24 protein-coding genes are annotated in these 23284 nt (G+C 46.2%); 16 read left to right on the top strand and 8 right to left on the bottom strand.

Going from position 1 to position 23284, the window contains the following annotated elements; translation table 11 throughout:
• Positions 1–112: 112 nt before the first annotated feature.
• Genes menB through RH88_RS11355 form a run of 4 tightly spaced genes read right to left on the bottom strand, consistent with a single transcriptional unit; the run spans position 113 to position 4822 of the window.
• Positions 113–979, bottom strand: coding sequence for a 1,4-dihydroxy-2-naphthoyl-CoA synthase (menB, locus tag RH88_RS11370; RefSeq protein WP_005596027.1), 867 nt, complete (start codon positions 977–979; stop codon positions 113–115).
• 21 nt (positions 980–1000) lie between these two features.
• Entirely contained in the window at positions 1001–1792 is a 792-nt protein-coding gene (gene menH / locus RH88_RS11365; protein ID WP_005596026.1) for a 2-succinyl-6-hydroxy-2,4-cyclohexadiene-1-carboxylate synthase, read from the bottom strand.
• Complete coding sequence (gene menD, locus RH88_RS11360) at positions 1779–3518, bottom strand: 2-succinyl-5-enolpyruvyl-6-hydroxy-3-cyclohexene-1-carboxylic-acid synthase (RefSeq protein ID WP_005596025.1); 1740 nt, start codon at positions 3516–3518, stop codon at positions 1779–1781. Before menD ends, menH begins: the two co-directional genes overlap by 14 nt.
• Positions 3515–4822: an isochorismate synthase gene (locus tag RH88_RS11355; protein WP_005596024.1), complete on the bottom strand. Its 1308-nt coding sequence runs from the start codon at positions 4820–4822 to the stop codon at positions 3515–3517. Before RH88_RS11355 ends, menD begins: the two co-directional genes overlap by 4 nt.
• A gap of 471 nt (positions 4823–5293) precedes the next feature.
• Here RH88_RS11355 and RH88_RS11350 point away from each other — a divergent pair, with 471 nt between their 5' ends.
• The 3 genes from RH88_RS11350 (at position 5294) to RH88_RS11340 (ending at position 8544) form a co-directional block, all read left to right on the top strand.
• The gene (locus tag RH88_RS11350; RefSeq protein ID WP_005596023.1) at positions 5294–6508 is read left to right on the top strand and encodes a pyridoxal phosphate-dependent aminotransferase; all 1215 of its coding nucleotides are present in this window, start codon (positions 5294–5296) and stop codon (positions 6506–6508) included.
• 92 nt (positions 6509–6600) lie between these two features.
• Positions 6601–7185 carry a 5'-deoxynucleotidase gene (gene yfbR, locus RH88_RS11345; RefSeq protein WP_005596022.1) on the top strand — a complete coding sequence of 195 codons (585 nt, stop codon included), beginning with the start codon at positions 6601–6603 and terminating at the stop codon, positions 7183–7185.
• A gap of 42 nt (positions 7186–7227) precedes the next feature.
• Positions 7228–8544: an anti-phage deoxyguanosine triphosphatase gene (locus RH88_RS11340; protein ID WP_005596021.1), complete on the top strand. Its 1317-nt coding sequence runs from the start codon at positions 7228–7230 to the stop codon at positions 8542–8544.
• Positions 8545–8609: 65 nt separating this feature from the next.
• Here RH88_RS11340 and RH88_RS11335 read toward each other — a convergent pair whose 3' ends face one another.
• Complete coding sequence (locus tag RH88_RS11335; protein ID WP_005596019.1) at positions 8610–9215, bottom strand: tRNA-uridine aminocarboxypropyltransferase; 606 nt, start codon at positions 9213–9215, stop codon at positions 8610–8612.
• 24 nt (positions 9216–9239) lie between these two features.
• Here RH88_RS11335 and rrtA point away from each other — a divergent pair, with 24 nt between their 5' ends.
• Together rrtA and agaR (RH88_RS11325) are read left to right on the top strand one after the other, a co-directional pair.
• Entirely contained in the window at positions 9240–9767 is a 528-nt protein-coding gene (gene rrtA / locus RH88_RS11330; protein ID WP_174269646.1) for a rhombosortase, read from the top strand.
• A 99-nt stretch (positions 9768–9866) separates the two neighbouring features.
• Positions 9867–10640 (top strand): transcriptional repressor AgaR, encoded by a 774-nt coding sequence (gene agaR / locus RH88_RS11325; RefSeq protein WP_005596016.1) that lies wholly within the window; start codon positions 9867–9869, stop codon positions 10638–10640.
• 56 nt (positions 10641–10696) lie between these two features.
• On the opposite strand, the gene RH88_RS11320 is transcribed toward agaR (RH88_RS11325), so the two are convergent.
• Complete coding sequence (locus RH88_RS11320) at positions 10697–10906, bottom strand: hypothetical protein (RefSeq protein WP_005596013.1); 210 nt, start codon at positions 10904–10906, stop codon at positions 10697–10699.
• Positions 10907–11419: 513 nt separating this feature from the next.
• On the bottom strand, positions 11420–11632 hold the full coding sequence (gene cspE, locus RH88_RS11315) for a transcription antiterminator/RNA stability regulator CspE (RefSeq protein WP_005596011.1): 213 nt from the start codon (positions 11630–11632) through the stop codon (positions 11420–11422).
• A gap of 797 nt (positions 11633–12429) precedes the next feature.
• Here cspE and agaR (RH88_RS11310) point away from each other — a divergent pair.
• The 9 genes from agaR (RH88_RS11310) (at position 12430) to RH88_RS11270 (ending at position 20396) form a co-directional block, all read left to right on the top strand.
• Positions 12430–13206, top strand: coding sequence for a transcriptional repressor AgaR (gene agaR, locus RH88_RS11310; RefSeq protein ID WP_005596009.1), 777 nt, complete (start codon positions 12430–12432; stop codon positions 13204–13206).
• Between the two features lie 8 nt (positions 13207–13214).
• The gene (locus tag RH88_RS11305; protein ID WP_005596008.1) at positions 13215–14522 is read left to right on the top strand and encodes a D-tagatose-bisphosphate aldolase, class II, non-catalytic subunit; all 1308 of its coding nucleotides are present in this window, start codon (positions 13215–13217) and stop codon (positions 14520–14522) included.
• Entirely contained in the window at positions 14522–15679 is a 1158-nt protein-coding gene (locus RH88_RS11300) for an SIS domain-containing protein (protein ID WP_005596006.1), read from the top strand. The genes RH88_RS11305 and RH88_RS11300 overlap by 1 nt, the downstream gene beginning before the upstream one ends.
• A 22-nt stretch (positions 15680–15701) precedes the next feature.
• Positions 15702–16175, top strand: coding sequence for a PTS N-acetylgalactosamine transporter subunit IIB (gene agaV, locus RH88_RS11295; protein WP_005596004.1), 474 nt, complete (start codon positions 15702–15704; stop codon positions 16173–16175).
• Positions 16176–16192: 17 nt separating this feature from the next.
• Positions 16193–16975, top strand: coding sequence for a PTS N-acetylgalactosamine transporter subunit IIC (agaW, locus tag RH88_RS11290; protein ID WP_009387204.1), 783 nt, complete (start codon positions 16193–16195; stop codon positions 16973–16975).
• Positions 16965–17849, top strand: a complete 885-nt coding sequence (agaE, locus tag RH88_RS11285) for a PTS N-acetylgalactosamine transporter subunit IID (RefSeq protein WP_005596001.1) — start codon at positions 16965–16967, stop codon at positions 17847–17849. Before agaW ends, agaE begins: the two co-directional genes overlap by 11 nt.
• 78 nt (positions 17850–17927) lie before the next feature.
• A complete protein-coding gene (gene agaF / locus RH88_RS11280) occupies positions 17928–18368 on the top strand; it encodes a PTS galactosamine/N-acetylgalactosamine transporter subunit IIA (protein ID WP_005596000.1) in 441 nt (146 codons plus the stop codon).
• Positions 18358–19551, top strand: coding sequence for an N-acetylglucosamine-6-phosphate deacetylase (nagA, locus tag RH88_RS11275; protein WP_005595999.1), 1194 nt, complete (start codon positions 18358–18360; stop codon positions 19549–19551). Before agaF ends, nagA begins: the two co-directional genes overlap by 11 nt.
• A complete protein-coding gene (locus RH88_RS11270; protein ID WP_005595998.1) occupies positions 19542–20396 on the top strand; it encodes a tagatose bisphosphate family class II aldolase in 855 nt (284 codons plus the stop codon). The genes nagA and RH88_RS11270 overlap by 10 nt, the downstream gene beginning before the upstream one ends.
• 191 nt (positions 20397–20587) lie before the next feature.
• Here RH88_RS11270 and sohB read toward each other — a convergent pair whose 3' ends face one another.
• Positions 20588–21649 (bottom strand): protease SohB, encoded by a 1062-nt coding sequence (gene sohB / locus RH88_RS11265; protein WP_005595997.1) that lies wholly within the window; start codon positions 21647–21649, stop codon positions 20588–20590.
• A gap of 90 nt (positions 21650–21739) precedes the next feature.
• On the opposite strand from sohB, the gene RH88_RS11260 reads away from it, so the two are divergent.
• On the top strand, positions 21740–22483 hold the full coding sequence (locus RH88_RS11260; protein ID WP_005595996.1) for a YciK family oxidoreductase: 744 nt from the start codon (positions 21740–21742) through the stop codon (positions 22481–22483).
• Positions 22484–22604: 121 nt separating this feature from the next.
• The gene (imuA, locus tag RH88_RS11255; protein WP_040757939.1) at positions 22605–23282 is read left to right on the top strand and encodes a translesion DNA synthesis-associated protein ImuA; all 678 of its coding nucleotides are present in this window, start codon (positions 22605–22607) and stop codon (positions 23280–23282) included.
• Positions 23283–23284 lie beyond the last annotated feature (2 nt).

Genomic DNA, 23284 nt, shown 5'->3' with positions numbered 1-23284 from the left:
GTTGGCTTGTAGGCCATTGTCGGAAGAACGAGGAACAAGCGCGCAACTTATCAATATAAATGCGCACTTGTGACGCCGCTATCGCAACAATGACAGCCAAGACAACACTAGATTATGGGTTGCGCGGAAACTTGTTGAAGTCTGGACGGCGCTTCTCGTTGAACGCATTGCGACCTTCCTGACCTTCTTCAGTCATGTAGAACATCATCGTTGCGTTACCCGCAAGCTCTTGTAGGCCCGCTTGACCATCACAGTCTGCGTTTAATGCAGCTTTCAAGCAACGCAGAGCCATTGGGCTGTGTTGTAGAGTTTCACGAGACCAACGAACCGCTTCTTTCTCAAGATCTTCAACCGGTACTACCGTGTTCACTAAGCCCATATCCAATGCTTCTTGTGCATCGTAGAAACGACATAGGAACCAGATTTCGCGAGCTTTCTTCTGGCCGACGATGCGAGCCATATAAGATGCGCCCCAACCACCATCAAATGAGCCCACTTTAGGACCTGTTTGACCAAATTGTGCGTTTTCCGCAGCGATGGTTAAATCACACATCATATGGAGAACATGACCGCCACCGACTGCCCAACCCGCAACCGCTGCGATCACTGGTTTTGGACAAGTACGAATTTGACGTTGGAAGTCCAATACGTTTAGGTGATGTGTACCGCTGTCATCTCGGTAACCGCCGTAATCGCCACGGATTTTTTGGTCACCGCCAGAACAGAAAGCTTTTTCACCAAGACCAGTCAAAATAATCACACCAACACTTTCGTCGTAACGCGCGTCTGCGAGTGCATTGATCATCTCTTTTACAGTATTAGGACGAAACGCATTGTGAACTTGTGGACGAGCAATGGTGATCTTCGCGATGCCATCTTCTGACTTATGGTATTGAATATCTTCATATTCACCGCTGCAGTCATTCCAGTTTACCGGTGCGTATAGTTCTTCTTCTGAAATACCTACTGTTTTAGCCATGGTGATTCCTACTTTTGTTTATCACTCACTCTCGTGAGTTTGGATTAGATTTTTTATTACACTAGCAAAAGCGTGCGGCTGTTCGTGATGTACGTTGTGCCCCGCTTGCGCTACTTGACTGAAAGACAAGCCACTTTGCTCGGCCAACTGGCTGAACTTGCTGTCTTTCTCGCCGCAAATATAGTGAATAAGTACTGCGCTACGAGCGAGCGGCTCAAGTAGCGCTTGTTGCTTCGCCAATGAAGTGGCAAGTAACATCTGACTGATTGCAGAGCCAAGATTAGCACTGCGCTTAGCGATCAGAGTTTGTCTTTGCTCATGATTTAATGAAGAAAATACCGCTTGCTGATACCAATCGTTCAATACCTGCTCAATTGGCTCACTTTTGAACCTTATCGTCCAACCCTGATCATGTTGCCAACGCGCTTTTCGGGCAGATTCACTGGCAAGGCCAAAATTGCCACCTTCAATGAAGGCCATACTAAGGTTTAGTCGATCAAAGCGATGATTGGCAATGCCATGCATCGCAATTCGACCGCCTAAAGAGTAGCCGACCAATATCAATTTTTGTTGGGGAGGAAGAATAGATTGAAGCGTAAGGGTAATTTGTTGGCAGGTATCATCAAAGCCATCGGTGCTAATGGCGATACTGCGTCCATGGCCGGGTAAATCAAGCGTCACCGTCGAGTAGTCACTCAGAGCTTCAATACACGCTTGCCAATCTTCACCGCTGCCCAGCAAGCCATGCAGAAATACCAATACTGGCATTTCTGCATTCGCTGAGCCTGACTCTCGGTGGCTATAAGCTAGCATGGAAGCGGTTAACAACCTCTTTGATGTGCGCTGAAGCTTGCTCTGGTGGCGTTGTCACTTCAATAAGTAAACAGCCTTGCCCTGACGTCAGATGCTGCTCTAGCTTAGCTTGGTAGGCTTCCTGTTGGTCAGCTTGATAGTAAGCCAGTTTAAATTGAGCGGCTGCGGCAGAAAAATCATAACCATGAGGCATTTGATAAAGTTGCTGCTTTTGCTGTTCAGGAACCGGTAGCAAACCAAAAATAGCCCCGCCATCGTTATTAGTCACCACAATCACACATGGAGTTTGTTGATGGGTAAACAGCGCCAATGAATTGAGATCATACAACAACGATGTATCACCAATGTAGAGCACAGTTGGCTGATTGGTGGCTCTCGCCGTCCCTGCGGCCGTCGCTACTAGACCATCAATGCCCGATGCTCCACGGTTAGAGTAGACTTCATGAGCCACTTCGCCAAACATATCAACTAAACGCACAAATAAGCTGTTGCCTAAGAAGATATTCACCACAGAAGGCAGTTGGTTTAACGTGGTCGCTAACGCAACTTCGTTCAGTTCCACCGATGCTTCAACATGCCACTTAGCGGCACGATTCACGGCACCGCTAAACTGGCTCAGCTCATTCGCCCAATCACAAAGCGGTTCATCCGCTTCAAACTGTTTAATAGCATGCGTTAACCAAGTGGAGGTATCAGCATGATGATGAATCTGCATCAAATGATCTTGGTTATTACGATCAATACTTGGGCTGAGATAGTGATACTCAAATGGCGCTTTAGTTAAGGCATCAGTACCCAATTGAGTTTGCGATAGCCAGTGATTCAAACGCTTAGATATAACGCGCGAACCAACTTGTAAAACCAATTCAGCTTCACTCAGCGCCTTTTGGCCTGCTTCGCTTTGCAACCAAATATCAAAATGCGCCCACGCACTGCTCGTACCCGATTGGACATCGCATAAAATAGGCCAACCTAAACGCTGGGCGAGGGTGTGCGCTAATTTCGCTTCTGCTTGCGATACACTGCCAACCACGATCAAGCCTTTGCGCCCACGCCATGTTTGACAATCAAAGTGTGCTCCAGCACCAGATAACTGTTGGCTATAGCGTTGATTGCTTTGCTGCCATAAGGCAACATCATCGAGATAACTCTGATAGATCGACTTTGGTTGCTTGGAATAAAGCGGCTCAGGGAAAGCACAATTAATATGCACTGCACTACCATCACGATCTTGACGATACATGACATCATCAATCGAGGTTAACAACCAACGCAGTGAAACTTGCTCATTTGGACTAGGAAGGTTGAGAGCCGCAGTCACATGGCTAGAAAAAATACCTTGTTGCACGATCGCTTGATTGGCACCACAAGCGACAAGCTCTACCGGGCGGTCTGCAGTGAGCACCACCAGCTTTTCACCCGTCAGTTTTGCTTCAGCTATCGCAGGCAATAAATTAGCCACCGCGGTGCCGGATGTTACAACAATAGCAACGGGCTTATGGCTCGCTTTGGCAAGACCTAAAGCCAAAAAACCAAGCCCACGTTCATCATAATGTGTGTGCAGGGTTAAATTCGGGTTTTCATCGGCTTCAAGCGTTAGCGGCGTAGAACGAGAACCTGGTGCGACACAGATGTGTTCAACCTCAAAACGGGTCAATTCTTCCAATAACACCTGACACCAAATACGGTTCATCACCGCTTGGTCACGATTGGCAATTCTGTTCATGACGCAACACCTAAAGGAGGATGATCGGAAATCAGTGACAGCAGAGTCGACATTTTCTTGTCCAACTCCTGCCATTCATGCTCTGCAATAGAACCGGGAACAATCCCCGCGCCAGCATAAAGTTGAATCACTTCATCAACGATCTGAGCACTGCGTATCGCTACACAAAATTCCGCACGTTGTTGGCTAATAAAGCCCATAGAACCGGCGTACCAGCTACGTGCAAAAGGCTCGTGTTGCTGAATAAAATCCATCGACTCTTTGCGTGGCAAGCCCGCAACCGCGGCGGTTGGTTGTAGAGCAGACAATAGCTGAACGCCATTAACACCCTGATTCAAATGCGCGTGAATACTGCGTTTTAAATGCTGCACTTTACGTAAGCGAACTAAACGCGCTTCCGATTCCACTTCAACTAAATCAGAATAAGGCTTGAGGCGATCGATAATATCATCCACCACATATTGGTTTTCATTCAGGTTTTTGCTGTCTTGCGTTAACCAGTTCGCCAACTCCATATCTTGGCTGGCATTGTTACCACGGCCAATCGTTCCGGCAAGTGCTTCAGTATAAAGATCTTTACCTTGACGAGAATACAGACGCTCAGGCGTTGAACCAATAAAACTATGGCGTTCATTTTGAGCCAGCATAAAGTGAAAACTGTGTTGGTTATGCTCTGCGCTTGCCTTTAGTAGCTGAGCTGCGCAAATAGCGGAATCAAGCTCAAGCGTCGTTTCGCGAGCTAATACCACTTTCTTAAATTGATTATCAGCAATGCCAGTGAGCACCTTTTCAACCAAACTCTCCCATTGAGGTTGAGTCGGGGTGTGCTCAATATGCTGAATGTGCGCAGAAACAGGTAATAACTTAGGAATCACCGTTCTTAATTGCAGTAAACTCTCAATCGTTTGTTGTTTACAGCCACTAATATTGGCGGCAATCACCCACTGCTGATCTTGACGGCAGAGCTCGACTTTAGGCAAAAAGAAAAAAGACGCTGGGCAGCGCGGGTTTTTAGCACTTTGGCCGTCGAATGAGCGCCCACCCCAGATCCGTTGTTCACCTTTTAGAAAAGCGTATGCAGGAGCAGGGTCGTTAAACGTACTCAATTGACCAAGCGCAACCACTTCTTCACGCGTATCGCGAGATTGCCAATAAAACTTGGGGAAAATAGGCTGAGCTTGCAACCAATCGATGAAAGCAAAGTCAGGCTTTGTCGGCAGAACTTGAACCAAACGAGTCACCTCGTCCGTTGCATCCTTTACACGTTCAATCAGTTCGGTAATGGCTTGCTGAAAATATGACAAATAAACCTCGTATAACTAGAACCAATAGGTCTTACGCTTGCGCTGCGTTGAAAATAACGTGCTTTGATATCGCTAAGAGTTAACGCCAAACTATTGTAACGAAAACAAGCACAACAAAACACTTTCATCCAATCCGAAGATTTGCATCTATCACTTTATTCTACGCTTTTATTACTGTGATATGCAGAGGATTCAACGTATACGTGTGCTGTCTGTATAAAAAACCGACGGATAGCGACAAATCTTATTGCAAGCTCACAAATCGATTCAACCGGTGAACATACAATGCGCGGGCTAATGTATTTCTAGCGCGCAGCCAAATCAAGGTTGTGGCCCATCTTTTACGTAATCCTGTGATTGGCATCTGAAGTGTAAAGTGGAAAAAAAGCCACAATCATAGATTTTTATTCTACCAAACGTTATTTTGGTGTACTTTAATAAAGAAATTCAATTATTTTTAGGTTTTACACAATGCAAAATATCGGGATGTCGTCAAAACTCGACAATGTCTGCTATGACATTCGCGGACCAGTACTCAAACATGCTAAGCGCATGGAGGAAGAGGGGCATAAAATACTAAAACTCAACATTGGTAACCCTGCCCCATTTGGTTTTGACGCCCCTGATGAAATTTTAGTCGATGTAATCCGTAACTTGCCAACATCGCAAGGTTACTGCGACTCAAAAGGCATCTACTCTGCGCGTAAAGCCGTCGTACAGCATTATCAGAAAAAAGGCATTCGCTCACTCGACGTTGAAGATGTTTACATCGGCAACGGCGCCTCTGAGCTCATCGTTATGTCAATGCAAGCGCTATTAAACAATGGCGATGAAATGCTCGTACCTGCACCTGACTATCCATTGTGGACAGCATCTGTCGCGCTATCAGGTGGCAAAGCGGTACATTACATCTGTGACGAAGAAGCAGATTGGTATCCAGATCTCGACGACATCAAGAGCAAAATCACACCAAAAACACGTGGTATTGTACTGATCAACCCGAACAACCCAACGGGCGCAGTTTACAGCCGTGATTTCCTACTAGAAGTCATTGAAATCGCTCGCCAGCACAAACTGATTATTTTTGCCGATGAGATCTACGACAAGGTACTTTACGATGGCGCAACGCATACTTCAGTGGCAACGCTTACTGAAGATGTTTTGGTTGTGACGTTTAACGGCCTATCAAAAGCGTACCGCGTTTGTGGTTTCCGTGGTGGTTGGATGTTCCTAACCGGACCTAAGCATCTTGCTCAAGGTTACATCGCCGGTTTAGAGATGCTCTCTTCAATGCGTCTGTGTGCCAACGTGCCAATGCAACATGCTATTCAAACGGCGCTGGGTGGCTATCAAAGCATTAATGAGTTGATTCTACCGGGTGGTCGCCTGCTTGAGCAGCGTGACCGCGCTTGGGAGTTGATTAACCAGATCCCAGGTATCTCTTGTGTGAAACCAAAAGGGGCAATGTACTTGTTCCCGAAAATCGACACTAAGAAATACAAAATCCACAATGACCAAAAAATGGTGCTCGATTTCTTGATTCAAGAAAAAGTGCTATTGGTACAAGGTACTGGCTTTAACTGGCCAAAACCAGATCACTTCCGCATTGTGACTTTGCCACACGTAGAAGATTTGGAAACGGCTATCGGTCGTTTTGAGCGCTTCATTTCAACTTACAGTCAGTAAGTAGCATTTCGCTCTCAAGTTTCATATTCTTAAAGGCACTCTAATGAGTGCCTTTTTTATTACGACTCTCCTCATTGGAAAAGGATGTAGCTATGAAAGAAAGTCATTTTTTTGCCCATCTAGCACGCATGAAGCTTATCCAGCGCTGGCCTCTGATGCGCTCTGTCTCAAGCGAAAACATTTCAGAACACAGCCTGCAAGTCGCTTTTGTTGCGCATGCTCTGGCACTGATCAAAAACAAAAAATTCGGCGGTAACTTAAATCCGGAGCGGATTGCTCTGTTGGGGATGTATCACGATACCAGTGAGGTATTAACCGGTGATCTGCCCACCCCGGTGAAGTACTACAGCCCAGAAATCGCTAAAGAGTACAAAAAGATTGAAGCGGCGGCGGAAAAGAAACTGCTGGCCATGTTGCCAGAAGAGTTTCAGCAAGACTTTGCCCCGTATCTGATCTCAGAAAGTGCCCACAAAGAAGATGAAGTGATCGTCAAACAGGCTGACACCATCTGTGCTTACCTGAAATGCTTAGAAGAGCTCAGCGCAGGTAACCACGAATATGCGCTGGCAAAAAAACGCCTCGATATCACCTTGAAAGAGCGCTATACACCGGAAATGGATTACTTTCTCAATACTTTCGCACCCAGTTTTGAATTATCACTGGACGAAATTAGCTAACTGGCAGTAGTGTAAAGGCTAAAGCGTAGAAAGGAGTGCAGAATGACATTTGAGATCAGTGAGTTATGGCAACAACGCCATGATGATGAACACAAACTTCGCCGCGATGATCACCGCAGCCCTTATCAACGTGACCGTGCTCGTATTTTGCACTCCGCAGCCTTTCGCCGCTTACAAGCCAAAACCCAAATCCACGGTACCAGTATCGATGATTTCCACCGCACTCGCCTGACCCACTCATTAGAAGCGGCTCAGATCGGTACTGGCATTGTGGCGCAAATCAAGAAAAAGCAGCCTGAATTTCACAGCCTATTACCGACGGATAGTCTCATCGACTCTCTTTGCCTTGCGCATGATATTGGCCACCCACCCTATGGTCATGGTGGCGAAGTGGCACTCAACTATATGATGCGTGAGCATGGTGGTTTTGAGGGCAATGCACAGACGTTTCGCATTGTCACTCAGCTTGAGCCTTACACCGAAAAATTTGGTATGAACCTCGCCCGTCGCACATTATTAGGTTTACTCAAATACCCAGCATTACTGAGTAATACCTGCGCCCAGCAACAAGCGCCAGCGGTCAGTCATCAACGTAAATTACGTGCAAAAGATTGGGCTCCGGCAAAAGGCATTTATGACTGTGACAAAGCCCTGTTCGATTGGGTCATTGCGCCACTCAAAGACGATGAAAAAGCGCTGTTTTCACAAATGCGTAGTGAAGATGTATCCGTCACAAAGCATAAGAAAACTCGCTTTAAATCACTAGACTGCTCAATCATGGAGTTAGCGGACGACATCGCCTATGGCGTGCATGATCTCGAAGATGCCATCGTGCTGGGCATGGTGAGTCGCCATCAATGGTTAGAAGCGGCGGCGAGTCAATTAGCAGAATGTGGCGACGCTTGGTTTGAACAAAATATCGCTTCGGTCAGCGAGATGCTCTTTGCTGGGCCGCACCACAAACGTAAAGATGCCATTGGCGGTATCGTCAACGCATTGTTGACCAGCATCTCCGTTAAACCGATTGATGCACCTTTCACTTCCCAGCTACTCGCATTTAACGCGGTACTTGAGCCAAGCATGGCAAGAGCATTAGAGATTTTAAAAACATTCGTCAGCCAATATGTCATTCAAGCCCCCCACGTCCAATTGATGGAATACAAAGGGCAGCAGATTATTATGGATATTTTTGAAGCGCTTAGCGCTGACCCAGAACGTCTATTGCCGATTGAAACGCGCCAAGCATGGCAGATAATTGACTGTGAAGCGCAAGGGATGCGGATCATTGCTGATTACATATCATCGATGACAGATGGCCATGCGAAACGCTTCCACCAACAGCTTTTCTCTTCTCATTAAAACGCAAAACCGCCATGCTTTATCAAAGCGATGGCGGTCATCTAAATTCTTGAGCCAATCTTACATCATTCGCTACGGTAGTTTTTCTCAAACACACCGGCTGGCATTTGATCAATTTGAAATTGAATCATACGCTCAAAAGTGTCGATAAGCGGCGAAAAATCATTCTCCGGCTGCATAATGGAAAGAATATAATACCCCGCCTCAACCGTTGATAATGCATTGTCACTCGGCGCTTTGCGAATACGATAGTTACCCTTCAGCTCTATCGGTAACCGCAACAATGGCAATGAATGTAAGTTGCTCGAAAGCTGCCACATTTTAAACGCTTTCTTCCAAGTCCCATCCAATAGGATCACTCGCACCTTACCTTCACCACTGACCATCTCCGGCTGTGCTTCAATCGAACCTTCACCTGGGTACAAGACAAAATGGCGCACATCGGGCTCGTTGAGTAACTGATTAAGCTCTTCATGATCGGAGAAGTTTTCCCCTTCAAAATAGTGGCTGCTTGGCAGCGAAAGCGTCAGAATGCGAGCGGTCCCCATTGGGCGTTTTGCTTCTGATGGATGTTGAAGGATGATTAACTCAACATTCGATGCTAGGCTATGTATCCACTGACAAATACACGCTTTGAGTGATTTTCCGCATTGAGAACAATATCGAGACATGACGTGCAATTAATCTTCCTAGTAATGGGCGTAAGTGTATTGTGCTTCGGACTACAATTTGAGCCTTTGGCTTCACTCTCCGCCTGGCGATACGATTTAATCCCGGCGGGACAATGGTTGCGCATCCTAACAGGAAATTTCACTCATACCAACTTCAACCATCTGGCGATGAATTTAGCTGGCTTATGGATCATCTGCTTTATCTTTCGACCCAGTGTCCGTTCATTAAGTACATTACTCATTTTCATCAGCCTTAGCGTCGGAATTGGAATGCTATTTAGTGATGTTCAAAGCTATGTCGGCCTATCTGGTACACTGCATGGACTCTTTACTTATTACGCTTTGCGTGAAGCGTTGCAAGGTCGCTCATCCAGTTGGTTATTAGTCGTGGGAGTGGTCGCAAAAGTGAGCTGGGAGCTGACTATGGGGGCGAGTCAGTCCAGTATGGAACTGATCGGAACCCGCGTCGCCGTCGAGGCTCATCTCTTTGGTGTGATAAGCGGTATTGTCTTCGCGCTTATCTCCTATCCACTGTATAAAAATGCTCGCTAGCTCGCACTCAATCAGCGTCTAATTGTTGCCTAAAAGCAAAAGCTTGATATGCTCATGATCTCGTAATTAGCCATACACAAACATAGTTATACACTCTCAATGACTACTACCGCTCAACGCCGTGAAGAGATCCTTCAACACATTCAAACTCATCAGAAAGGTGAAGTAAATTACTTTGCGCAGCATTATCAACTGTCTGAAGTCACTATACGTAACGATCTTAATTATCTTGAGAAAACCGGCTGTGTCACACGCTGCTACGGCGGTGCATTGCTCAATAATACATTTGCCTTTGAACAACCGCTTAATGACAAAAAACAACTCAACTGCAATATCAAAGCAAAGTTAGGTGAGTATGCAGCCTCGTTGATCCATGATGGCGACAAAGTGATTCTCGATTCAGGTTCAACAACCGAGCAAATTGCTCATCATTTAGCGCACAAGCAAGACGTGACGGTAATGACCAACGGTATCCACATTGCTTACCACTTAGCCAATAAACCCAACATCAGCGTGATGCTTACCGGTGGAGTGATTCGCGATAACTCTTACTCACTCCATGGCAAGAGTGCCGAGAGTCTTCTTAACGAGTTTCGCTTTAACACCTTGTTTATAGGCGTCGATGGCTTTGATATAGAGAGCGGCATTACCACGCCCCATCAAGGTGAAGCAGATATCAACCGAAAAATGATTGAAGCAGCTCAAACCATCATTGCAATCACCGATTCTTCGAAGTTTAACCGACAAAGTTTTTGCATGATTGCGCGACCAGAGCAATTGGATATGTTGATTACTGACAGCGGTATTCCACCGCATTATGTCACCAAGCTAACAGAGCTGGGTGTGGATGTGAGGATTATCGATGCGGGATAGAAAATATAAATACCGCAGATCGATTGAATGAAGTGGCTGGAACAAGATGAGGAGAACTAGAAACTTACCTCAAAGTCACCAATAACTTGTTGATGTCTATTGATGATTTCTCCACGAGACAGCCTCTCATCATAAGTAAAACCAATATCAAAATCAGAGACTTGACCTCGTACCAAGACGTTTCTTAGTAAAATATCACTGTTGATTTGATGAGCCGTTGCTGACCAATTTCTACTGTTTTCAAAAATTGTAAATTCTATTCTCATTTCGTACCTTGTGATTTGTTGAACGAAGCTGTTTTAACTTTGGCTTTGTGGAACCAAAAGCGATGACGACCAGATGAACGAGACATAATGTTTTTCCTTTGATTTATAATATGCACTTAAGCGTATAATTGTTTTATTACAAAAAAATTATGCTAAAGCAGAAAAGTAATTGGAGTGAGTATGACGTTAGAACTTGACGAAAGAAGGCTCAGCAAACGCAGATATTGATTGAACAAATCACGATGGAACACAATCTGGCCAAGATTACTGATTGATTAGCTCATTTGACGATTCGTTAAATTGCGAATATTTAATGCCGAAAATCAAATACAGAGAGTTAAATACAGAGAGTTAAATACAGAAAGTGGGATGCAGAGAATGAGCTCATAAGCTGTGAGCAAATGAGTGCGAGCATCATATTGAAACAGTTGAAACGAAAGTGAGGAGGTTTACAGATACTTAGAGGTAAGATAGACACAAGCTGAACGAATCAACTTGTGTCTGATCAAAAGATTACAGAGCTGTCACGTTAGACGCTTGTGGACCTTTTTGACCTTGCTCAACTTCGAAAGACACTTTTTGGCCTTCAGAAAGAGTTTTGAAACCTTCAGATGCGATAGCACGGAAGTGAACAAATACGTCTGCGCCGCCGTTGTCTTGAGAAATGAAACCGAAACCTTTCTCTTCGTTAAACCATTTAACGATACCAGTAGTTTTGTTTGACATGAGATGTCCCTTTTTAAAATTGTTTGTAATTTCGCTAAACGCGAGGACACTGTCTGATAAATTATTTAATCGCACGATGAAGCTAAGGGAATAACAGAGGTTTACAACACAAGAAGTATTCTGAAGATTTGCTTTACTAAATTGTTTCTTAAATAACTCTATCTAACAGAGCTGCGTGCATGATACATGAGAAAATCAGCTTGTAAAGCATTTTTAACCTTTATTACACTCCAATACGCCCCCTGAGCTGCACTTCAGCCCTATCATTTACTATTCATACTTAGCTGCTCATTTTCTCACAAGCGCTAGCCAGGATCATCGATAGCGACTGGGGCTACGGGCCTACACACCCCAGTACAAATGCAACCTGCATCATAAGCTCACACTACCATACCGTTCTGAGAACCCTAACATGCCTTTAGTTAGACTAAGTCATGAATTTTCAGCTCATCTCGCAATAAAAAATTAGCGTAATTTAAAGCGTAAATGTTTTTTTGTGATCTCACGCACTCTTCACTTCGAAACCCTTTCGTTTTATCACTTTTATCACCCCCTTTCGGTTTTCCAATCAATAAAGTTAGCACCCACAACCCTCTAGCCGCTCAACTCACGCTTTCAATTGAAAGAAATCCCTTTCACTTTACGCAAAGCGAAAGAGAAAAAAGCCGCAAACCGAAAGGTTAGTCGCTGTGATCTAGCTTTCACTTTTATTTTTCCTGCCCTGCTTTAATACCAATCAAAAGGAATCGAAGTGTTTCCATTATGAAATGAAACACAACGAAAGAAGAGGTAGTTCAATGACCAGTGCAGAGCGAAGACAGAAAATCATGGCGCATATCCGTAACCACGGAACTGGCAAAGTGGATGAATTTGTCAGCCAATTTAATGTGTCTGCAGTGACCATTCGTCATGACCTTAACTTACTGGAAAAAGAAGGCTGCGTTTTTCGTTGTTATGGTGGCGCCAATCTCAACCCCAACTTTGCCTTCGATCAACCACTTTATCGTAAAGACCAACTCAATCGCACTGCCAAACAATCCATCGCACTGGCTGCGGCGAATTTAGTTGGCGATGGTGAAGCGATCATCCTCGACTCCGGAACCACCATTGGCTTGATGCCGCAATACCTAACCAATAAGAAGCAATTAGTGGTAATGACCAACGCGCTCAATACCGCGTATCAACTCAGCGGCATTGAGACCATCGACTTACATGTTGTTGGTGGCAGCTTACGCCGCGCATCGTGTTCTTTAATTGGCCATCACGGTGAACAACAGATTCGCTCTTATTTATTCGACAAGTTGTTTTTAGGTGTTGATGGCTTCGATCTTCAGACTGGCATTACCACCCCAGACAATCACGAAGCACAAATCAACCGAGCGATGTGTGACGTTGCGCGACAAGTTATCGCCGTCACAGACTCCAGCAAATTTGGCCGTAAGAGCTTTTGCATGATCCGCGCCGCCAACCAAATTGATGTGCTCGTCACTGACAGCAATATTCCACACGCCACTCACCAAGCCCTGCTTGAAATGGGTGTCGACGTCATTCTCGCCGACCAAACCGTAAATTAGGAATCATCATGAAATCGTTACTTGATCTAATAGAACAGCATAAACAAGGCCAATCGATCGGCATTTACTCCGTCTGTTCTGCGCACCCACTGGTTTTAGAAGCCGCGATTAAACAAGCAGCACAAGACCAACAATTGGTGCTGATTGAAGCGACATCGAATCAAGTGAATCAGTTTGGTGGCTATACAGGCATGACGCCACAAGATTTCGCCGACCATGTTTTTGCTTTAGCTGAACGTCTAAGTTTTCCAGCAGAAAAGATTGTCTTAGGTGGCGATCACCTTGGTCCTAACTGCTGGCAAGATCTTCCTGCACAACAAGCGATGGATTACTCAGAGCAAATGATCCACGACTACGTCTGCGCTGGCTTTAAAAAGATTCACCTTGATTGCTCAATGTCATGTGCCGACGATCAAACCCCATTGAGTGAATCAGTCATGGCTGAACGTGCCGCTCGTCTGTGTTTGATTGCAGAGCAAGCATGGAAGAAAACAGGCGGAGAGGCACCACTTTATGTGGTCGGGACTGAAGTTCCTACACCTGGCGGTGCATTAGAGTCTCTCGAAGAAGAAGCGCTTGAGGTTACCAAACCAGAACAAGCATTAGCGACATTAGATGCCCATCATCAAGCCTTTAGCGATTTAGGCCTTGGCTATGTGTGGCCTCGCGTTATTGGCCTAGTGGTGCAACCGGGGGTCGAGTTTGATCATCACAACGTGCATCACTATGAGAGTGAAAAAGCACAATCGCTAAGCCGCATGATTGACAGCCAGCCTCACCTTGTCTTTGAAGCGCACTCAACCGATTACCAAAACCCAAGCGCCTACTCGCAGCTTGTACGTGATCATTTTGCGATTTTAAAAGTGGGCCCAGCTTTAACTTTTGCTCTGCGAGAAGCGTTATATGGTCTTGATCGTGCAGAGAAAGAGTGGCTTGGGACGCATCATGCCTCTCACCTGCGTGACACCATTGAGCAAGTCATGCATGAGCAACCTAACTACTGGCGCTCACACTATGCCAGCAAAGGCCATCAACAATTTCTTGATTGCAGCTACAGCTTAAGCGATCGCATTCGCTACTACTGGACACATCCAGAAGTTCAAGCTGCACAACAAGCCCTATTTGACCATTTAGCCGCTAAGCCATTACCGGTCACGCTACTGAGTCAGTATTTACCAAATCAGGCGAAAGCCATTTCTCAACAACAAATTGAAAACCAGCCCGCTGACATTGTAATTCACAAGATTATGGAAGTGACTGAGGTCTATTCCGCAGCCTGTTATTCAAATGCAGTGGTTTGCAAGGAGACGATGTAATGAACCTATTTCTAGGCTACGAACAGCCATGGTTAGAGCAACATAATGGCATTCATACCGCAAAAGAAATTAGCCACCAGCCACGTCTATGGCGCGCATTGGCGGATATTTTAGAGCAGCAATACGATGCCGTTAGTGCCTTTTTAAATCCACTGCTCGCTCAACCAGAATTGCGCATCATTTTAACCGGTGCAGGCACGTCAGCCTTCGTCGGTGACGCCGCTGTTCCGTTTATTCAAGCCGGGTTACGTTTCCAAGTTGAATCGATTCCAACCACGGATATTGTCTCAAATCCAGAACAGTATCTAGATAGTAATCGACCAACCCTATTGGTTTCCTTTGCTCGTTCTGGCAATAGTCCAGAAAGCGTAGCTGCCGTAGCATTGGTCGATCAACTGGTGCCAAATTGTCACCACCTCTTTTTAACCTGTAATGGCGAAGGTGCATTGGCCCGTTATGCAGAAAATGCCGATAACGCCTACTGCCTGCTGATGCCTGAGGGGTCAAACGATAATAGCTTTGCCATGACATCAAGCTTCACCTGTATGTTGATGTCGGCATTCACCCTCTTTAGTGGTCAAACGCTCACGCAATGGCGCGATCAAATTGAAGCCACTGCCCACTTATGTGATTGCAAACTGCAACAGTGGCCGCAAGCCATCAAACCGTTATCTCAACAGCCTTATGAGCGTTTAATTGTACTTGGCAGTGGCGGCTTTGCTGGCCTTGCCCGTGAAGCGTCGTTGAAGTCTTTGGAATTGAGCGCAGGCAAAGTGATGACTACCTTTGATTCTTCCCTAGGTTTCCGTCACGGACCTAAATTCAGCATCAATGATAAGGCGCTGGTAATCCAACTATTTTCCAGTGACGAGTACACCCGCCAATACGATTTAGATCTGTTCAATGAAATCCGTCGCGACAAACAAGCGCTGGCTCATATCGCGATTTCAGAAAGCGCACTCAATGAAGAGGACGTCTTTGAGCTTGGCCAATTAGGTTTGGGCGATCAATGGCTCTGCTTCCCATACGTGCTGTTCTGTCAAATTTTGGCGTTTGAAAAGTCACTCCAACTGGGTTACGGCCCTGACAATCCATGCCCAACCGGTGAAGTCAATCGCGTTGTGCAAGGTGTCACGATTTACCCATTGAATAAATAACCGATTTTATAAGGAATTTACCATGCCAAACATCGTATTAAGTCGCATTGATGAGCGTTTAGTCCACGGCCAAGTCGGCGTGCAATGGGTCGGTTTTGCTGATGCAAACATCGTGGTTGTCGTCAATGACGAAGTAGCTGAAGACTCCATCCAACAAAACCTGATGGAAATGGTGCTGGCAGATGGCATTGCCATTCGTTTCTGGAGCGTGCAAAAGACCATCGACACCATCCATAAGGCTTCTGATCGTCAACGAATTCTTCTTGTATGCCGCACACCAAAAGACTTCCGTCAATTGGTCGAAGGTGGCGTAGCAATTAGCAATATCAACGTAGGTAACATGCACTACGTCGAAGGAAAAAAACAAATTGCCAAAACGGTTTCAGTGGGAACTGAAGACGTCGCGGAATTTGAAAAACTAAAAGCACTAGGGGTGAAGTGCACCATGCAAGGTGTGCCGACCGAAAGTGCAACAGACCTCTTTACTCTTATCTAATAATAAGGACACCAACCATGGAAATAGGACTCTTACAGGCAGTAATGCTCGGCATTCTCGCCTTCTTTGCTGGCCTAGATATGTTCAACGGCCTGACTCACTTCCACCGCCCAGTGGTACTTGGTCCGCTCGTTGGCCTAATTTTAGGCGATGTGCAAACCGGTATTCTTGTCGGTGGTACGCTGGAACTGATTTGGATGGGGCTTGCACCGCTTGCCGGCGCTCAACCACCAAACGTCATCATCGGCACCATCGTCGGAACGGCTTTCGCGATCACAACCCAAGTCGAGCCTAACGTTGCCGTTGGTGTTGCTGTACCGTTCGCCGTCGCTGTTCAAATGGGGATCACCCTACTCTTCTCAGCAATGTCTGCTGTGATGTCTAAATGTGATGAATACGCACAAAACGCGGATACCGATGGTATTGAACGTGTTAACTACATGGCGCTTGCTGTGCTGGGTAGTTTCTACTTCTTATGCGCATTTTTACCAGTCTACCTTGGCGCAGAACACGCAGGAAGAATGGTCGAAATTCTACCAAAAGATCTGATTGATGGCCTAGGCGTTGCGGGCGGCATTATGCCTGCGATTGGTTTCGCTGTTCTGATGAAGATCATGATGAAAAATGCCTACATCCCTTACTTCATCCTTGGTTTTGTTGCAGCCGCTTGGCTACAACTGCCAATCCTAGCGATTGCTGCAGCCGCAACTGCAATGGCAATTATCGACTTCATGCGTAAATCAGAACCAACTCCTGCACCAGCAGCGGGCTCAGCAGAGGACTTTGAAGATGGAATCTAATGTAAGCAAAGAGCTAAACCTAAACGTCACAGATCCTGCAGTACAACCTGCACCTGGTGTTTCTTCTGATGAATATGAAAACAAGGAAATTGGCGCTGAATTAAGTAAATCTGACATCAATAAGATGGCGTGGCGCTCACTACTACTCCAAGCCTCTTTTAACTATGAACGTATGCAAGCATCAGGTTGGTTATACGGCCTACTGCCTGCACTGAAGAAGATTCACACCAATAAAGCCGACTTATCTAAGGCGATGCAAGGCCACATGGGCTTCTTCAATACTCACCCATTCTTGGTGACCTTCGTGATGGGTATCGTACTGGCGATGGAACGTTCAAAACAGAACATCAACAGTATCCAAAGTACCAAGATTGCCGTGGGCGCACCAATGGGTGGCATCGGTGATGCGATGTTCTGGCTGACCCTATTGCCTATCTGCGGCGGTATCGGGGCTGATCTTGCGTTGCAAGGCTCAATCATGGGTGCGGTGTTCTTTATCGTCCTATTTAACGTGGTGCACTTTGGTCTGCGCTTTGGTCTTGCGCACTACGCCTACCGCATGGGTGTGGCGGCCATTCCAGTGATTAAAGCCAACACCAAGAAAGTTAGCCATGCCGCCTCAATGGTCGGTATGACCGTCATTGGCGCACTGGTTGCGACCTATGTTCGCTTATCAACCACGGCTGAAATTACAGCGGGCGACGCGGTAGTGAAACTACAGGCAGATGTGATTGACAAGCTAATGCCAGCCTTCCTACCACTGGTATACACGCTCACGATGTACGCCCTTGTGAAACGCGGTTGGAGCCCACTAAAACTGATAGGTCTAACCGTAACGCTCGCCATTGTTGGTCGCTTTATGGGCTTCCTATAGCGCTTAGCCACTTTCTGTAAACGAGAATTTAAAACGATAAAAGGGGCTGGCACACCAGCCCCAAATAAGGAACGACAAATGATTGCTGTAATTTTATCTGGTCATGGTGGGTTTGCTTCTGGTATCGCGCAGGCGATTCATCAGGTGATTGGCGAGCAAGCTCAGTTCAAATTTATCGACTTCCCAGAAGAGTCAACCACCCCACAACTGGAAGCACAAATGCGCCAAGCCATCACGGATATCGATTCGGGTGAAGGGATTGTGTTTCTGACAGATTTATTAGGTGGAACGCCATTTCGCACCGCATCACTCCTGAGCCAAGAGCGCAATGATATCCAAGTGGTGACAGGAACTAACCTACAAATGGCGGCAGAAATGCTGCTCGAACGTGATGAACTCAATCTCCTTGAATTTCGCGATCAAGCGCTAGAGTGTGGCCACCGTGGTATCACTTCTTTAGCCGCTGAGATGGCATCACGTAATGAAAAAGAAGCCGTGGTAGAAGACGATGGAATCTAAACCCCGCCATTATCGAGCTCAGCGCCTACTGAATGGTGAAACTTGGCTCAATGATGCCGTTATCTCCGTCAATAGTGATGGCGTAATTAGTGCGATTGAGGCCTTTGATGCCGCCAAGCATTCAAGCGTGATTCACTTAGGTGACATTAGCCTAATGCCCGGCATGATCGATAGCCATGTGCATGGTGCGAAAGGCTGTGATGTTATGGATGCAAACCATGAATCACTCAACACTATGTCTGAGTTTTTTGCCAGCCTTGGCGTCACCGCCTTCGCAGCTACCACAGTGACGGCGCCAGTTGCAAAAATTCGCGCAGCTCTAAAGCAAGTAGCCAAAAGCAAACAACAAGGGGTTAATGGGGCAGAAATTCTTGGTGCGTATTTAGAAGGGCCTTACTTCACCGAGAAAAACAAAGGTGCACACCCAACGGAATGGTTTCGTGAACTCTCGGTTGAAGAGCTCGAAAACTGGATTTCGTATTCTGATAACCAATTAATCACCGTCGCACTCGCGCCAGAAAAACACGGTGCGATTGAAGCCATTCGCTACTTACATGAGCAAGGTATCAAGGTCATGCTAGGTCATAGCGATGCCAGTTACGACCAAGTTAAACAAGCACTTGATGCCGGTGCAAGTGGCATTGTGCATTGCTACAACGGAATGCGTGGATTGCATCACCGCGATCCGGGAGTGGTTGGCGCAGGGCTTCTTCATCCAAACAGTTATGTAGAAATGATTGCCGATGGTCATCATGTTCATCCGGCGGCTATCGAAGTGGCTCACCGTTGTTGTGGCGCCCGTATGACACTCATTACTGATGCGATGTGCGCTGCGGGCATGCCCGATGGTGAATACACCCTCGGTGAATACCAAGTGCAGATGCAAGATGGTGTCGTCACCACTGATTCAGGCGGTTTGGCAGGCAGCACGTTGACCATGCTAACTGCGGTACAAAACATTCAACGTTGGCTCGACATTCCTCTTGAGCAAGCGTGGCTGATGGCGTCTTTGACCCCAGCAAAATCCTTAGGCTTACAACATCAATTAGGCACTTTAGAAGTCGGTAAACGCGCTTCAATGGTGGCTATTCATTCAGATTTTTCAATTGCAAAAACTTGGGTTAACGGACGTCTCGTATTCGATGCCATTGCAACACCAAGTCAGGAGGCTTTATGTATCTAATCTCTTCTCGTGAAATGCTTAAACGTGCTCAACAAGGCGGCTACGCGGTTCCTGCATTCAACATTCATAACCTTGAAACCGTTCAAGTGGTCGTCGAAACGGCTTCAGAAATGGGATCGCCTGTAATTCTTGCTGGCACGCCTGGCACCTACGATTACGCTGGTACAGATTATCTGATCAGCATCTGTAAAGAAGCGGCGCACAAGCACTCGATTCCTTTAGTATTGCACCTTGATCACCATGAAGATCAACAAGATATTCAACGTAAGGTACAACAAGGTATTCGCTCAGTCATGATTGATGGCTCGCACTATGCCTTCGACCAGAATATCGATATCGTTCGCTCTGTGGTGCAATACTGTAACCGTTTCGATGCCAGTGTCGAAGCAGAGTTAGGCCGCTTAGGGGGTCAAGAAGATGATTTAATCGTCGACAGTGCTGATGCCTTGATGACCGATCCAGCCTCCGCGGCAGAGTTCGTTCGCCGCACTGGTATTGATTCACTTGCAGTGGCGATTGGTACCGCGCATGGTCTTTATAAAGCAGAGCCAAAACTCGACTTTAATCGTTTAGAGAAAATTCGTTCCGTCGTCGATATTCCATTGGTATTGCATGGCGCTTCTGGCGTACCCGATGAGATGGTACGTCGCTGTATTGACCTTGGCGTTTGTAAAGTGAACGTGGCAACGGAGTTGAAAATTGCTTTCGCTGATGCGGTAAAACAGTACTTCGTGCAACATCCAGATGCGAATGACCCTCGTAAGTATATCATTCCAGGTAAAGCGGCAATGAAAGAAGTGGTGATGAGTAAGATTCGCGTATGCGGTAGCGAAGGAAAACTTTAAACCTAGCTTAATCGGCTTGATGTGATTGCCCGCCGAATCGATATATCGCTCCTGAATATAAAGACTCGTCATCACCTTACATCAAGTCGGTAAGAGTAACACCATCCCCCTATAGTCGGTGTTATAACAGGGAGCCTCTAGTCAAGGCTCCCTTTTTTATTCTGTTGCTGATTTAGCGTAGAGATAAACTATCAAACAATCGGGCGTTGACCACGGTCGATAAGCTTCATCAATACATTGTCTGCCGCTTCGCCCATTAGCGCAGCCAGCTTCGACGTGATTTTTTTCTTCTCAACATAATGAATCGCTAGCACTGTCTTGTCTTTACACGCTTCAACCACCAAATCATCTGAGGTTTTGATCTCATCGACTAAGCCAAGGCTTAGTGCTTGAGTACCAAACCAGTGCTCACCGGTTGCAACGTTTTCAAGATCAAGATCAGGGCGACGTTCACGAATAAAGTCTTTAAACAATACGTGGGTCTCTTCCAGTTCTTGCTTAAATTTATCACGCGCTTTATCGGTGTTTTCGCCAAACATGGTTAGGGTGCGCTTAAACTCACCTGCGGTGATTTGCTCGTATTCAATATCGTATTTTTTCAGCACTTTATTGAAGTTAGGCAGCTGAGCTATCACGCCAATCGAACCGACAATCGCAAACGGAGCCGAAACAATCTTATCAGCGATACAGGCCATCATGTAGCCACCACTGGCTGCCACTTTATCAACGGAAATCGTCAATGGTAGACCAGCTGATTTAAGGCGATCCAGTTGAGATGACGCAAGACCATAGCCATGCACCATGCCGCCACCAGATTCGAGACGAAGCAGAACTTCATCACCTTCACGAGCTACGGCCAAAATCGCCGTCACTTCTTCACGCAGTGACGCGACTTCTTTTGCATCGATGCTGCCTTTGAAATCAAGTACAAACAAATGAGCTTCACGCTTGCTTTCTAGCTCACCCTCTTTCACTGCTTGTTTGATCTCTTTTTCGCGCGCTTTGTGCTTCTCTTTCTCTTCTTTCTTTTCCGCTTTGTCACGCGCTTTTAGAAAGGCTTCATCATGTAAATGATGCTCTAATTGCTCAACGGTGTGTTTGTGTTGCTCGGTTAAATTAGTGATTTCTAGCTCGCCTTTCGACGCACCACTTTTACCACCAACACTTTTTACAATGATTAAAATCGCCACCAATGCGACTACCACAGTCACAATCTTGGCCAAAAATAGGCCGTAGTCCAACAAAAATTCCAAGCTGAATATCCTCTCACTGTGCGAATTGCTGTATTGTAACCATCTTGTCACGAAGACATAAAGCAGTTCATAACAATAAGGAAGCATAGCGTGGATTATTCAGTAGCTGACAACGCCTTAAAAGATAAAGTCATTCTTGTTACAGGCGCTGGAGCTGGTATTGGAAAACAAGCCGCCATCAGTTTTGCCCAACATGGCGCAACCGTCATATTATTAGGGCGTACCGTTAAAAAGCTTGAACAAACCTATGATGAGATTGAGCAAGCTGGCTACCCACAACCGGCCATCATTCCGCTCGATATGAAAGGCGCCAGTAAGCAAAACTACTTGGATATGGTCGATACCATTGAAAGTCAATTTGGCCGACTTGATGGCGTACTGCATAACGCCAGTATTCTTGGTGTGATTAGCCCATTTGATCAAATTGGCGAAGACAGCTTTGATGACGTAATGCAAATCAACGTAAAAGCGCAATTTCTTCTCTCACAAGCGGTACTACCATTGCTACACAAAGCATCGGATGCACGCATGGTGTTCACTTCATCCACTGTGGGTCATGTCGGTCGTGCTTTCTGGGGCACTTACGCGATGTCAAAATTTGCCACCGAAGGCATGATGCAAGTTCTCGCAGATGAGCTCAGCGATACGAACATTCGCGTCAATGCGATTAATCCGGGCGGCACTCGTACGGGTATGCGTGCAAAAGCCTTCCCCGCAGAAGATAGTGATTTACTGAAAACACCGTTAGATATTATGCCACTCTACCTCTATTTGATGGCGCCTGAGGGCAAAGCGATTCACGGTCAATGCATCGATGCTCAACCGAAAAAATAACTAGCCTAACTTCAACGCCTTGTGATCCCACAAGGCGTTTTTCATTCTATCCCCTCTTGCAGTGTTTACAGGATAAATTATACTGTATATGTATACAGGTACATTTATTCAACAACTGCCTATGTCTGAACTTATCGAACACCTAAAACAGAAACACGGATTGTGGCAAGGTAACGCCCAACATCAGCCTATAGACGCTCACCCAACGGGCTTTGCGTTGCTGGACTGCAAATTAGAAGGTGGCTTTCCAAATCAGGGTGTCATTGAACTGCAAAGCGTGACTGGTATTGGTGAACTGAGGCTACTATTGCCGCACCTGTTAAACAGCAGCAAAGAGCGTATGAGTGTTTTCATTCAGCCGCCTGGCTACCTCTGCGCAGAAATGTTGGTCGAGCAAGGTTTCGATCTCGACCAGATATTGCTCATCTACCCAGACAACCCACAACATGCGTTATGGGCCGCCGAGCAATGCCTCAAAAGCGGCGCTTGTAGCAATGTATTACTTTGGCAATCTGAGCTGGAAGTACACCAAGCGCGTCGTTTACAAGTCGCCAGTGAAACTGGCCGCTGCTTGCACTTTTTATTCAAACAGCCACAACAACATCTATTCTCTCTTCCTGTGAGTTTAAGTATGCGCTTAGAGCCGCATCATCACGGACTAACCGTGACTATCACCAAACGTAAAGGGGGTTGGCCACATGGCAGTTTTGTCCTCGATATGCGTTCGCGCTGGTCACAATTAGTGATTGCAGAGCCACAACCGGTCGTGATCCCTTTCCCGCTGCGCAAACAAGGCTAAAC

The sequence above is a fragment of the Vibrio scophthalmi LMG 19158 genome, from assembly GCF_000222585.1.
GTDB classification, from domain to species: domain Bacteria; phylum Pseudomonadota; class Gammaproteobacteria; order Enterobacterales; family Vibrionaceae; genus Vibrio; species Vibrio scophthalmi.
This window is presented reverse-complemented; position numbering and strand designations above follow the sequence as displayed.

What these genes read in the sequence shown, in the direction of transcription:
- menB (WP_005596027.1), bottom strand. Translation starts at nt 979, where the DNA reads ATGGCTAAAACAGTAGGTATTTCAGAAGAAGAACTATACGCACCGGTA.
- menH (WP_005596026.1), bottom strand. Translation starts at nt 1,792, where the DNA reads ATGCTAGCTTATAGCCACCGAGAGTCAGGCTCAGCGAATGCAGAAATG.
- menD (WP_005596025.1), bottom strand. Translation starts at nt 3,518, where the DNA reads ATGAACAGAATTGCCAATCGTGACCAAGCGGTGATGAACCGTATTTGG.
- RH88_RS11350 (WP_005596023.1), top strand. Translation starts at nt 5,294, where the DNA reads ATGCAAAATATCGGGATGTCGTCAAAACTCGACAATGTCTGCTATGAC.
- yfbR (WP_005596022.1), top strand. Translation starts at nt 6,601, where the DNA reads ATGAAAGAAAGTCATTTTTTTGCCCATCTAGCACGCATGAAGCTTATC.
- RH88_RS11340 (WP_005596021.1), top strand. Translation starts at nt 7,228, where the DNA reads ATGACATTTGAGATCAGTGAGTTATGGCAACAACGCCATGATGATGAA.
- RH88_RS11335 (WP_005596019.1), bottom strand. Translation starts at nt 9,215, where the DNA reads ATGTCTCGATATTGTTCTCAATGCGGAAAATCACTCAAAGCGTGTATT.
- rrtA (WP_174269646.1), top strand. Translation starts at nt 9,240, where the DNA reads ATGGGCGTAAGTGTATTGTGCTTCGGACTACAATTTGAGCCTTTGGCT.
- agaR (WP_005596016.1), top strand. Translation starts at nt 9,867, where the DNA reads ATGACTACTACCGCTCAACGCCGTGAAGAGATCCTTCAACACATTCAA.
- RH88_RS11320 (WP_005596013.1), bottom strand. Translation starts at nt 10,906, where the DNA reads ATGAGAATAGAATTTACAATTTTTGAAAACAGTAGAAATTGGTCAGCA.
- cspE (WP_005596011.1), bottom strand. Translation starts at nt 11,632, where the DNA reads ATGTCAAACAAAACTACTGGTATCGTTAAATGGTTTAACGAAGAGAAA.
- agaR (WP_005596009.1), top strand. Translation starts at nt 12,430, where the DNA reads ATGACCAGTGCAGAGCGAAGACAGAAAATCATGGCGCATATCCGTAAC.
- RH88_RS11305 (WP_005596008.1), top strand. Translation starts at nt 13,215, where the DNA reads ATGAAATCGTTACTTGATCTAATAGAACAGCATAAACAAGGCCAATCG.
- RH88_RS11300 (WP_005596006.1), top strand. Translation starts at nt 14,522, where the DNA reads ATGAACCTATTTCTAGGCTACGAACAGCCATGGTTAGAGCAACATAAT.
- agaV (WP_005596004.1), top strand. Translation starts at nt 15,702, where the DNA reads ATGCCAAACATCGTATTAAGTCGCATTGATGAGCGTTTAGTCCACGGC.
- agaW (WP_009387204.1), top strand. Translation starts at nt 16,193, where the DNA reads ATGGAAATAGGACTCTTACAGGCAGTAATGCTCGGCATTCTCGCCTTC.
- agaE (WP_005596001.1), top strand. Translation starts at nt 16,965, where the DNA reads ATGGAATCTAATGTAAGCAAAGAGCTAAACCTAAACGTCACAGATCCT.
- agaF (WP_005596000.1), top strand. Translation starts at nt 17,928, where the DNA reads ATGATTGCTGTAATTTTATCTGGTCATGGTGGGTTTGCTTCTGGTATC.
- nagA (WP_005595999.1), top strand. Translation starts at nt 18,358, where the DNA reads ATGGAATCTAAACCCCGCCATTATCGAGCTCAGCGCCTACTGAATGGT.
- RH88_RS11270 (WP_005595998.1), top strand. Translation starts at nt 19,542, where the DNA reads ATGTATCTAATCTCTTCTCGTGAAATGCTTAAACGTGCTCAACAAGGC.
- imuA (WP_040757939.1), top strand. Translation starts at nt 22,605, where the DNA reads ATGTCTGAACTTATCGAACACCTAAAACAGAAACACGGATTGTGGCAA.